11 protein-coding genes are annotated in these 11,675 nt (G+C 63.6%); 6 read left to right on the forward strand and 5 right to left on the reverse strand.

The window, feature by feature from the left end; all coding sequences use genetic code 11:
- Positions 1-176 precede the first annotated feature (176 nt).
- Complete coding sequence (locus ABSG20_RS18720) at positions 177-1,061, forward strand: UTP--glucose-1-phosphate uridylyltransferase (protein WP_423865998.1); 885 nt, start codon at positions 177-179, stop codon at positions 1,059-1,061.
- Positions 1,058-1,306: a DUF7662 domain-containing protein gene (locus tag ABSG20_RS18725; protein WP_423865999.1), complete on the forward strand. Its 249-nt coding sequence runs from the start codon at positions 1,058-1,060 to the stop codon at positions 1,304-1,306. The genes ABSG20_RS18720 and ABSG20_RS18725 overlap by 4 nt, the downstream gene beginning before the upstream one ends.
- A gap of 193 nt (positions 1,307-1,499) precedes the next feature.
- On the opposite strand, the gene ABSG20_RS18730 is transcribed toward ABSG20_RS18725, so the two are convergent.
- The gene (locus ABSG20_RS18730; RefSeq protein WP_423866000.1) at positions 1,500-4,376 is read right to left on the reverse strand and encodes an EAL domain-containing protein; all 2,877 of its coding nucleotides are present in this window, start codon (positions 4,374-4,376) and stop codon (positions 1,500-1,502) included.
- A 122-nt stretch (positions 4,377-4,498) separates the two neighbouring features.
- A complete protein-coding gene (locus tag ABSG20_RS18735) occupies positions 4,499-5,497 on the reverse strand; it encodes an NAD(P)H-quinone oxidoreductase (protein WP_423866001.1) in 999 nt (332 codons plus the stop codon).
- A 196-nt stretch (positions 5,498-5,693) separates the two neighbouring features.
- Here ABSG20_RS18735 and ABSG20_RS18740 point away from each other — a divergent pair, with 196 nt between their 5' ends.
- A complete protein-coding gene (locus ABSG20_RS18740; protein ID WP_423866002.1) occupies positions 5,694-5,885 on the forward strand; it encodes a DUF1192 domain-containing protein in 192 nt (63 codons plus the stop codon).
- Positions 5,886-6,296: 411 nt separating this feature from the next.
- Positions 6,297-6,809 (forward strand): protease adaptor protein RcdA, encoded by a 513-nt coding sequence (gene rcdA, locus ABSG20_RS18745; protein ID WP_423866003.1) that lies wholly within the window; start codon positions 6,297-6,299, stop codon positions 6,807-6,809.
- 72 nt (positions 6,810-6,881) lie between these two features.
- On the opposite strand, the gene ABSG20_RS18750 is transcribed toward rcdA, so the two are convergent.
- A complete protein-coding gene (locus ABSG20_RS18750) occupies positions 6,882-7,427 on the reverse strand; it encodes a winged helix-turn-helix transcriptional regulator (protein ID WP_423866004.1) in 546 nt (181 codons plus the stop codon).
- Between the two features lie 12 nt (positions 7,428-7,439).
- Between ABSG20_RS18750 and ABSG20_RS18755 the strand changes: the two genes are divergently transcribed.
- Entirely contained in the window at positions 7,440-8,156 is a 717-nt protein-coding gene (locus ABSG20_RS18755) for a hypothetical protein (protein ID WP_423866005.1), read from the forward strand.
- A 112-nt stretch (positions 8,157-8,268) separates the two neighbouring features.
- On the opposite strand, the gene rpmE is transcribed toward ABSG20_RS18755, so the two are convergent.
- The gene (rpmE, locus tag ABSG20_RS18760) at positions 8,269-8,496 is read right to left on the reverse strand and encodes a 50S ribosomal protein L31 (protein ID WP_423866006.1); all 228 of its coding nucleotides are present in this window, start codon (positions 8,494-8,496) and stop codon (positions 8,269-8,271) included.
- Between the two features lie 185 nt (positions 8,497-8,681).
- Between rpmE and ABSG20_RS18765 the strand changes: the two genes are divergently transcribed.
- Entirely contained in the window at positions 8,682-10,541 is a 1,860-nt protein-coding gene (locus tag ABSG20_RS18765) for an ABC transporter ATP-binding protein/permease (RefSeq protein ID WP_423866007.1), read from the forward strand.
- A 57-nt stretch (positions 10,542-10,598) separates the two neighbouring features.
- On the opposite strand, the gene ABSG20_RS18770 is transcribed toward ABSG20_RS18765, so the two are convergent.
- Entirely contained in the window at positions 10,599-11,495 is an 897-nt protein-coding gene (locus ABSG20_RS18770; protein ID WP_423866008.1) for a LysR family transcriptional regulator, read from the reverse strand.
- Positions 11,496-11,675 lie beyond the last annotated feature (180 nt).

Consider the following 11,675-nt stretch of genomic DNA (forward strand, 5'->3'; position numbering starts at 1 on the left):
CACCCGCGGCAACCCACCTCTCGGCGGGCAACGGAACCGATCGGTCAGACTTTGTGTTGGTCGCAGGACGCGTCGAACTCCATACATCGGCCTTTGTTCCCGGTTGCAAAGCGGCTACCAACAGGCGATCAGACGCTGTTTTCGTACGCTCCCCTCAAAGGCACCCAACACCTCCCATGAAAATCCGCAAAGCCGTTTTCCCGGTCGCCGGCCTCGGCACCCGCGTGCTGCCCGCCACCAAGGCGATGCCGAAGGAAATGCTGACCATCGTCGACAGGCCGCTGATCCAGTATGTGGTCGACGAGGCCAGGGAAGCCGGCATCGAACATTTCATCTTCGTCACCGGCCGCAACAAGGGCGTGATCGAGGACCATTTCGACCGCATGTATGAACTTGACGCCACGCTCGCCTCCCGCGGCAAGAAGGTCGAGATCGACATTCTGGCGCGCGACCAGCCCGAAGCCGGCGCCATGAGTTTTACCCGTCAGCAGGCGCCGCTCGGCCTCGGCCATGCGGTGTGGTGCGCCCGCGACATCGTCGGCAACGAGCCGTTCGCGGTGCTGCTGCCGGATGAACTGGTCTTGAATACGCCGGGCTGTCTCGCCCAGATGATAGCGGCCGCAGCCCAGCTTGGCGATAAATCCAACCTGGTCGCGGTGGAAGAGGTGCCGGCGCATCTGACCCATCAGTACGGCATCTGCGGCGTCGGCAAGCGTCACGGGCAGAACGGCCTGTTCGAGGTCGACGGCATGGTGGAAAAGCCGCCCAGGGGCACCGCGCCGTCCAACCTGTCTATCACCGGGCGCTACATCCTGCAGCCGGAAATCTTCAAGATTCTCGAGAGGCAGGAGCGCGGCGCCGGCGGCGAGATCCAGCTCACCGACGCCATGATCGGGCTTTCGAAAACCCAAACCTTCTACGGTGTCGAGTTCGAGGGCGAGCGGCATGATTGCGGCTCGAAGGCGGGTTTCCTGCGCGCCAACATCGCCTACGCCATGGCGCGCCCCGACCTGCGCGACGGCCTGCGCGAAGAGATGCGGAAATATCTGGACCGCCCGTGAACCCCTATGATGCGCTGCGCGATTATCTGCAAAAGCAGAAGCTCCCCGAATTGGTCCTGAGTTTCGAGCAGATCGAGGCAATCATCGACGCCGCGCTGCCGCGTGCGGCGCATCGGGCGTCGTGGTGGGAAACCCAGCGCAGCCCGCAGGAAAAGATGCCGCAGCGCGAGGCCTGCCTCGCCAGCTGCTATATCGCGACCAGGCAGGCCGACGGCAAGAGCGTGCGGTTCAAGCGGATGAAGTGAGCGGTCTGTTGATTTGCGAGGCGTGCAACACCCTCCGCCGTCATCGCCCGCGAAAGCGGGCGATCCAGTATCCCAGTGACGATAGTTACTGAATCGAGAGGCCGCGGCGTACTGGATTCCCCCACTTTCGCGGAGGATGGCGACGGATGGTGGCGCAGCGAACGCGTCTGCATCACACGATCGTGCCGCGTTGCTAGCTCGCCGCTTCGAGCCGAACCTCGGTCAAAAGCCGCATCGCGGCGTCGGCGTCCATCGGTTCGCCGAACGCATAGCCCTGGGCGTATTCGCAGCCCAGCTGATAAAGCTCGACCGCATCCGAATCGGTCTCGGCGCCCTCGGCGACCACGTCCATGCCGAGATCGTGCGCCAGCGCAATGATCGATTTCAGGATCACCGGCCGCGTGCCGCGGCTGGTGGTGCGGACAAAGGACTGGTCGATCTTGATGGTGTCGAACGGAAAGCGCTGCAGATAGGCCAGCGAGGAATGGCCGGTACCGAAATCGTCCAGCGACAATCCGGTGCCGAGTTCGCGGATGCGCGTCAGCATCTGCGCCGCGTGCTCGGGGTTTTCCATGACCAGCGATTCCGTCAGTTCCAGCTTCAGCGTGCCGCGCGCCACCGAGGAGCGCGACAGCACGGTGCGGATATCGTGGATCAGATCATGTCGCAGCAACTGCCGCGACGACACATTGACGCTGGCAAAGATCGGTTCGCGCACGCGCATCGCGCGTTGCCAGATCGAAAGCTGTCGCGCGGTCTGGTCCAGCACGAACGTGCCGAGATCGATGATCAGGCCGGTCTCCTCGGCGATGCTGATGAACTCGACCGGCGACATCCGGCCCAATTTGGGATGGTCCCAGCGCGCCAAGGCCTCGAAGCCGGCGATCGAGCGATCTTCCAGCCGCACGATCGGCTGGTACAGGATCGTGATTTCCTCGCGCTCGATGGCGCGGCGCAGTTCGGATTCCAGCGTCAGCCGGTCGGTCTTGCGCGCGCGCATCGCCGGCTTGTAGACGTCGATGCGGTCGCCGCCGATCCGCTTCGAATGGTACATCGCAAGCTCGGCGTCCTTGATGATCTCGTCGGACAATTGCGTCTGCGGATCAGAAAGCGCGAGCCCGATCGAGGCGGTGAGGAATATCTCGCGGTCGTTGAACGCGATCGGCGCGCGAATGGTCTTGCGAATGGTTTCGGCGAAGCCGGTGATGCGGGCGGGGTCCTGTTCCGACAACAGGATCAGGCCGAACTGGTCGCCGGCGAGCCGCGCCAGCGTATCCTGGGGTTTGAGGATGCGGGTCAGCCGTCGCGCCAGCGTCAGCAGGATCGAATCGCCGACCGCGATGCCGACGGAATCGTTGACCTGCTTGAAGCGGTCGAGATCGATCACCATCAGCGTCGGCCGCAGGCTCGGCATGGTCTTGGCGAAATTGGCGACCGCGCCGAGCCGGTCGATGAACAGTTTGCGGTTCGGCAGCCCGGTGAGATTGTCATGCACGGAATCGTGCAGCAGTCTTTCCTCGGCGTTCTTGAGTTCGGTGACGTCGGTGAGGGTTCCGACCACGCGCGAAACCTCGCCGTCGGAGCCGACCACCGGGCGCGCCTTCAGCGCGAACCACATGAAATGGCCGTCGGGCGTGCGCAGCCGGAAATCCTGCACCAGCCGGCCACGGCGCTGGTCGAGTACGCTGTCGAGCGCGGCGCGGAAGCGGTCCTGATCAAGCGGATGCAGCACCTCGAGCCATTTCGCGGCAGGTCCTTCCAGCGTTCCGCGTTTCAAGCCCAAAAGGCTCTCGGTCTCGGGGCTGGTGAAGACCTTGTCGGCAGAGACGTCCCAGTCCCAGATCAGGCCGCCCGAGCCGGTCAGCGCCAGCGCCCGGCGCTCGACGTCGGAAACCACGCCGGTGGTGGCGCCGCCGCCGGCGAAGGCGTGCTGCATCACCGTAAATCCGATCAGCATCACGATCAGCACCAGGCCGCCGAGCAGTGCGGGGCCGACGATGTCGTTGGTGACGCTTCCCGCCACCGTCATGCCGGCCGCGATCACCCAGACCAGCAGCAGGAACCAGGTCGGGATCAACAGCACCGCGCGGTCGAAGCCGTGGGTCGAGAGATAGACGATCAGCGCGAAGCCCGCGAACGCGATCAACACCAGTGACATTCGCGCGATCCCCGAAGCGACCGCGGGATCGAACAGCGCCAGCGCCACCAGCGAGCCGAGAAAGGCCAGCCAGCCGATGGTGATATGGGAATAACGTACATGCCAGCGGCTGAGATTGAGATAGGCGAACAGAAACACCAACAGCGTCGCGGCCAGGATCGCTTCGCCCGCCGCGCGCCAAACCCGCTCGGCATTGTTCGACATGTCGAGCACCTTGCCCCAGAAGCCGAAATCGACGCCGATATAGACCAGCACCGCCCATGCCAGCGCGGCGGCGGCGGGAAACATGATGCTGCCTTTGACCACGAACAGGATGGTCAGCACCAGCGCCAGCAATCCGGAGATGCCGATCACGATGCCCTGGTACAGCGTGAACGAGTTGACCTTGTCCTTGTAGGCGTCGGGCTCCCACAGATAGAGCTGCGGCAATTTATCGGTGCGCAATTCCGCGACAAAGGTGATGACGGCGCCGGGATCTAGCGTAATGCGGAAGATGTCGGCGGTGGCGCTCTCCTGGCGCTCGGGGCGGTCGCCGGTCGACGGCGTGATGGTGGCGATACGCGACATTCCAAGATCGGGCCACAACAGCCCTGACGACACGATGCGATAATGCGGCGCCACGATCAGGCGGTCGAGCTGGTCGTCGGTGTTGTTGGCGAGCGCGAACACCACCCAGTTCTGGCCGCCTTCGCGGGCGCGGACTTCGATGCGGCGGACGATGCCGTCGGTGCCCGGCGCGGTCGAGACCTGGATGCGGTCGCTGTCGCTGTGCTGATGATCGAGTATAGCGGTGAGATCGATCGCAGGCGCGTTACTGCCTACGCTGACGGCGTCGATGGCGCGCGCCGGAGGCGGAGCGGCAACCACCATGAGGCCCAGCACCAGCGGCGCAAGGCACCTGATCAGACGCAATGTCAGTACTCCGCGGCCAACAATCAATCCGAAGCGAAGCGACCCGCCCGGCGTGGACCGGATAAATGACATGAATGCGAAGGAAATCAAACAGTTTCCCGCCGCGCAGAGTCCTGCCTGCGCTACATGGTCAACACAATTTTGCCAATATGTTCGCTGCTCTCCATCCGCCGATGCGCATCCGCGGCCTTTTCCAGCGGGAAGCTGCTGTCCATCAACGGTTTGATGCGCCCTTCGCGCAACAGCGGCATCACCCGGGCCTCGATGGCTGCGACCATCGCCGCCTTGTCGGCGTTGCTGCGCGGGCGCAGCGTCGAGCCGGTGTGGTGCAGCCTTTTCACCATCAGCCTGGCAAAGTTGACATTGGCCTTGGGGCCGCCGAGAAATGCGATCTGGACCACGCGGCCGTCGATCGCGGCGGCATCATAGTTGCGTTCGATGTAATCGCCGCCGACCATGTCGAGAATGACATTGGCGCCCGCGCCCGAGGTCACGACCTTTACCTCGGCGACGAAGTCTTCGGTCTTGTAGTTGATGGCCCTGATGGCGCCGAGCTTGAGACAGGCGTCCGCCTTGGCCTTCGATCCGACCGTGACGATCACTTTTGCACCCAAGGCCTTGGCGAGCTGGATCGCCATGGTGCCGATGCCGGAGGAGCCGCCATGGACCAACAGCGTCTCGCCGGCCTGCAACGCGCCGCGCTCGAACACATTGTGCCAGACCGTCATCAGCGTTTCCGGCACGGCGCCGGCCTCCTGCATCGACAGGACAGCGGGCACCGCCATCGCCTGGGCGTCCTGTGCGATGCAATATTGCGCGTAGCCGCCGCCGGCCACCAGTGACATCACCTTGTCGCCGACCTTGTGCCTGCGGGCGCCTGTGCCGACCGCCACGACTTCGCCCGCGATCTCGAGGCCGGGCAGATCGGAAGCGCCGGGGGGCGGCGGATAGGCGCCCGAGCGCTGCGCGACGTCGGGACGGTTAACGCCGGCGGCGGCCACCTTGATCAGGATTTCATCCGTCCCAGGCACCGGCACCACGCGGGTCTCCGGCAACAGCACCTCCGGGCCGCCGGGCTTGCTGATGCCGATGACGGTCATTTGCGCGGGCAGCTTTTCCATGATTTTCCTTGCAGGCGGTTGCGGCCACGGCTGGCATATCGCCTTTTGAAGCGAAGTGGAATGTCATTAGTATTGCCGGTAACGATCGCCGCCATGGCCGACTTCCCGGGTCAGTCCTGCCACTTTTTCGGAGCATGCTTTAGGCTGGGCACCTGCCAGACTGCTTTTCGGCGCAACGATAGGACGGAGGATCCCATTGGCCATCGAGGACGACGACCGACCGAGGAGGAAAGTCACCCACGAGATCGGGCAGGACCTTGCGCTGCTGTCAGTCGAGGAACTTGCCGAGCGCATCGCGTTGATGACGTCGGAAATCGAGCGGCTGCAGGCCGCCATGAGCAAAAAGCGCGCATCGAGGGACGCCGCCAACAGCATCTTCAAGACCTGAGTCGACACAGGCCGGGCTGGCGTCCCGGGTGCGGTGCAGCACTGCGGAGCCTGTATTCGGGCGGCGCCAAGCGTCCGGGTGCCTGTTCCGCAGCGCTCGGCCAGCGGCCGACATGGCAAATAAAAGCTGAACGAAACCGTCAATTTACGATCGATTAAGCTTTCTCAACTATAACTTGCATCGTCCTTTTGGACACCGAGTGGCTCCTGTCACTCTGTTTGACGCCTCCCTGTTATCAACTTCAAAGCCGCCGGAAACGGCGGCTTTTTTTTTGGGCGCCTTTGGTACCTCCGTGGAAACCATATCTGATCTTGCGGCTGGACTCTGAACGGCGGCCGCGTAATGATTTGTTCATCATAAGCTGGCGCGTTTGGAAGTCGGCGGCGTAATCTGTAGCGTGAGGCGTACGCCATGTCGGATCGTTCGCAAGGCGAAACCGCTCTCGTTCAATTCAACGAGCGGCTGACCAATTCCGCTGCATTCGCCACCCTGTTCCGGGAGGGCATGGATCTGGTTGAGCAGACCGCCGCCTATCTCGACGGGGCTGGCCGCGCCGAGGCCAAGGCGCTCGACCGCACGGTCAGCCTGACCTATGCGACCGAAAGCATGCGCCTCACCACCCGCCTGATGCAGCTCGCCTCCTGGCTATTGCTGCACCGCGCGGTCAAGGAAGGCGAGATGACGCTGAGCCAGGCCAATCGCGAAAAAACCAAGGTCAAGCTCAGCGCCGCCGATCCAGGCCCGGACGACATGGTCGCCAAACTGCCGCAGCAGTTGCAGGACCTGATCGCCCGCTCGATGGCGCTGCAGGGAAAAGTCCGCCGCCTCGATATCACCATCCATGCCCCGGCAGGGGAACGCGCGGCCATCGGCAATCCGCTGGTGCCGCAGCTTAATCGCCTGAAGGCGGCGTTCGAGCAGTGAAGGCAGCCCGACGCTTACGGATCCGCTCAAAGCGCCGGTCCAGATCATGATCTGATTGAATCGGATCACGATCTAGCCGCCCGACCGTGACAGCGCGTTGAAGAAAGCGCGCGTTCGGGCCGTCGCGCCCGGACCCGGGTGGAACCGGACCGTCTGTGCAGTTACTTCGCCGCCGCCGCTTTTCAATTTGACCGGTGCGACCAGCCGGTCCTTCTCGTCGGTCACCAAGACCGGCGGGTTGCCGGCGGAAACCCATCTGTCGCCCCATTGCATCAGCGCGACCATGGCGGGCAGCAGCGCGCGACCGCCGTCGGTGAGTTGATAGACAGGGCGCTTTTCCGCCCCGCCGCGCACGAGGATGCCGCTCGCGACAAGACGCTCCAATCGCGCCGAAAGGATGTTTTTCGCGATACCGAGGCTCTTCTGAAAATCGCCGAAGCGGCGAACGCCGAGGAAGGCGTCGCGGACGATCAACAGCGTCCACCAGTCCCCCACCACCTCCAGGGTTCGCGCCAGCGAGCAGTTCAGTTCCGAAAGATCCGTCTTGCTGGGCATGGTTGCACAGTGAAACCTTTTGTCGTATGGTTGCACTCTGCAACTAAACTGGCGCAGCCGCAACAGGAGCTGTCGATGACTGATACCGGTTCGGGGACGCTTGACCGTCATGAGATTGCGCTGAAGGATTTTGCGGTTTCCAATCTCACGGCAGGTGGCGCCGCGCTCGCGCTGGGATCGCTCGGTGTAGTCGCGACCAGCGTACTTTATGCGCTTTCCCCGCCTGCCGCGGCCCTGCCGGCGCAGCCCTTCGATCGGGCGGCGGCGCTGGTCGGCGCGGTTGCCGGTGCCCGGCCCATGTTCGCGGCCGGTACCGTCGGCATTTTCTCGGATATTGTATTGGCGGTGGGCGCGCTTCTTGTCGCGCTTGAACTGGCCCGGCGCGGCAGAGGTGTCGCGGTTGGCGGCTGGATCGCTATCCTTTTGGGTGCAGTCGTCTTTACGTTGGTCGATGCGATCCTGGGCTATGTGCTGGGCCCGCTCGCGGCGACCAGCGATGGCGCAGCCGCATTTGGCGGATTCAAGCGGCTGTTTGACGTGCTCTTTCTCCTGGGGACGACGGCATTCGGTGCTGGCGCCGTGGTCGCATTGATGAATGACATGCGCTCGCCGACGCCGATCGCGCGGAAACCTGTCGGGCTAGCGGGCGCGGTGACGGGATTGGCCGGGGTACTGGCGGCGGCGGCCTGTTTCGCAGGCTTTCCGCTGCAACAGGGTGTCGGTATCAGTATCGCTATCGGTTCAGCCATTTTTGCCGCGATTGGCGTGCAGATCCTGTTGAAACCACGATAAGGGTGCCGGCCCCATCCCCCTTACCAAACGAAAACGCCCAGGCGAGCGGCCGGGGCGTTCTGGCATCCGTCTCAAAGGTTGATCCGTCTCAAACGCTAACGGTTCGGGACTCTCACTCTTTTTTGAGGAAGCCGGAAAACTTCTTCTGGAATCGCGACACGCGGCCGCCACGATCGAGCAGCTGCTGGGCGCCGCCGATCCAGGCCGGGTGCGACTTGGAGTCGATATCGAGGTTCAGCTTGTCGCCTTCCTTGCCCCAGGTCGAGCGCGTCCGGTACTCGGTGCCATCGGTCATCACGACCGTAATCATATGATAATTCGGATGAATTTCTGGTTTCATGGCAGATCCCTGAAGCGCGCCGGCGCCTGTCTTTGAACTGGCTGTAAGGATGGATTTGGGCGGCTCTATAGCCCAGCGAGTGCGGCAAAACAAGCTGCGTATGGTCCCGGATTGGTAATCGGCCGGATTTGCCAGCGCGGGCGGGGAGGCCTATCTGGGGGTGGTAAAAGGGTGGTCCAGATATCATGAGCGCAGTGGAACGGCTGGAACAGCGGCATGGCGAAGCGCCGCCGCGGCTTGGTGGTGAGCCTGCGGGGATATCCTCCATCGAAATGCCGTTGACGCAGCCCAAGGCCAAGAGCCGGGCGAAGCTGCGTCCGCTGCTGGCGCTGGCACCTTATGTCGCGCGTTACCGCGGACGTGCGCTGCTCGCACTGATCGCGCTGACGGTCGCCGCGATCACGACGCTGATCGTGCCTGTCGCGGTACGGCGGATGATCGACTTCGGGTTCTCCCCCGAAGGCATCGCCATGATCAACCGCTACTTCAGTGTGATGATCGCCGTGGTCGCGGTGCTGGCCGGCGCCAGCGCCGCCCGGTTCTATCTGGTGATGACGATCGGCGAGCGCATCGTCGCCGATCTCAGGCGCGACGTGTTCGCGCACCTGATCTCGCTGTCGCCGGCCTTCTTCGATTCCGCGCGCAGCGGCGAACTGGTCTCGCGGCTCACCGCCGATACTACCCAGATCAAATCCGCGGTCGGGGCCTCGGTCTCGATCGCGCTGCGCAACCTGATGCTGTTCTTCGGCGCCACCGCGATGATGGTGATCACGAGCCCCCGGCTTTCCGGCCTCGTGCTGCTGGCGATCCCGCTGATCGTGATTCCGCTGGTGGCGTTCGGCCGCTGGGTGCGGCGCTTGTCGCGCAACGCGCAGGATACGCTGGCGGACGCCACCGCCTACGCCTCCGAACTGATCGGCGCCATCCGCACCGTGCAGGCCTATACCGGCGAGCGGCTCGCCAATGCGCGCTTCGGCGGCGAAGTCGAACAGGCCTATGAAGCGGCGCGTACCTCGACGCGCGCGCGGGCGGTTCTGACCGCGATCATCATCTTCATCGTGTTTTCGAGCGTGGTCGCGATCCTCTGGATCGGATCCAATGACGTCCTGACCGGCGCCATCACGCCGGGCCGGCTGGGCCAGTTCGTCTTGTACGCCGCCTTCGCCGCGGCCGGGCTCGGCCAGCTCAGCGAGGTCTGGGGCGAGGTCTCGGCGGCGTCAGGCGCGGCCGAACGGCTGTTCGAAATCCTGCGCGTGCAGTCGCAGATCACGGCGCCGGCATCGCCGCGCGCGTTGCCGGTACCGGCACGCGGCGATGTAAGCTTCGAAAACGTCGGCTTCGCCTATCCGACGCGGCCCGACGTGCGGGCAGTCGATGGCGTGTCGCTCGCGGTCCGCGCCGGCGAGAAGGTCGCGATCGTCGGCCCCTCGGGCGCCGGCAAGAGCACGCTGTTCCATCTGCTGTTGCGATTCTACGATCCATCGAGCGGCGTGATCTCGCTCGACGGGGTGCCGATCAGCACGGCCGATCCGCAAAAGGTGCGCGCGCGCATCGCGCTGGTGCCGCAGGACTCGGTGGTGTTTGCGGCCACCGCGCGCGAAAACATCCGCTTCGGCCGGCCCGACGCCGGTGACGCCGAGGTCGAGCGCGCCGCCGATCTTGCCCACGCCACCGAATTCATCCGCCGGCTGCCCGGTGGATTCGAGGCGCATCTCGGCGAACGCGGCGTCACCCTGTCCGGCGGCCAGCGCCAGCGCATCGCGATCGCGCGCGCCATCCTGCGCGACGCGCCCTTGCTGCTGCTCGATGAAGCCACATCCTCGCTCGATGCGGAGAGCGAAACGCTGGTGCAGACCGCGCTGGAGGAATTGATGCGCCACCGCACCACGCTGGTGATCGCGCATCGGCTGGCCACCGTGCTGTCCTGCGACCGCATCATGGTGCTGGATCAGGGCCGCATCGTCGAGCAGGGCACCCACGCCTCGCTGGTCGCCGCGGGCGGCCTCTACGCCCGGCTGGCAAGGTTGCAGTTCGAGGGGGTCTGAGGCCAGTACCGCTTCCGATGATTGGCTCGGATGCGAGACATCCTTTTCCGCTTCAGCTCAGGCCAAGCGGGCCTTGAGGCGCGGCGTCATCCAATTGAGAAACGCGCGAAGCTTGAGAGGAACCGGCTTGCGTTGCGCATAGACAATATGGGCGGGCAACGGTTCTGGCTCGAAATCTTCCAGTACAATTTCGAGTGTTCCAGCGCGCCTCGCGGCATCCATCTTGTACGACATAACCCGCGCCACTCCCATGCCAGCGAGGGCGGCAAGAACCGCCGCCTCTGATGTGTTCACCGTCAACCTTGTCTTTATCGGTGCGACAACCGTGCGACCGCTTTTGGAGAACTTCCAGGTGGAGGGCGCGGCAACATCATCAATCGTGATGCAATCATGCTCCCGAAGGTCGCCAAGCGTCTTGGGTTTGCCTTTCGCTGCAAAATAGGCGGGGCTCCCGCATAAGACGACGCGGATCAGGCCGATGCGTGTCGCGATCTTGCTGCTGCTGTCAGGAAGAGAGCCGATCCGGATCGCCACGTCGATGTTCTCCTCCACCGTGTTGACGACGCGATCGGTCAACACGAGCCGCAGACCGATTTCCGGATACGCGTTCAAGAACTCGACAGCGAGCGGGAGCAGATGCGTATGACCGAGACCCCAGGGCGCCGTCACCGCCAAGTCCCCTTTGGGGATCCTGTACTCGCCGGACAATTCCCGTTCGGCGTCGTCGACCTGCTCAATGATCCGCTTGCACGCATCGATGTAGGACCTCCCCGCATCGGTCAGCGTGACCCGCCGAGGGGATCTCTGAAATAACTGAGCTTTCAGGCGTTCTTCCAGTTCGGCGACTTGGCGGCTCACGGTCGCGACGGGCGTCTTCAGTCTACGCGAAGCCGCGGAGAAGCTCCCCGTCTCCGTAACGGCGACGATAACAGACATCACCTCCAAGCGATCCACTGTCTGCTTTCCAAAATCGAAAAAGTCACTTCTCGATCTTATGGACTGATCGTCCGCTTCGCAATCGGCTATTCTCTCGAAGCCTTTGTGGTTGCGCTCAAATCGTGAGCAGATCGAGTGCAGCCAGAGACTGCAAAATAAGGATCGGTTCAACAACGACCTTCTCGAATTTGTTCGAAG

The sequence above is a fragment of the Bradyrhizobium sp. genome (assembly GCF_049512235.1).
Classification (GTDB): Bacteria; Pseudomonadota; Alphaproteobacteria; order Rhizobiales; family Xanthobacteraceae; genus Bradyrhizobium.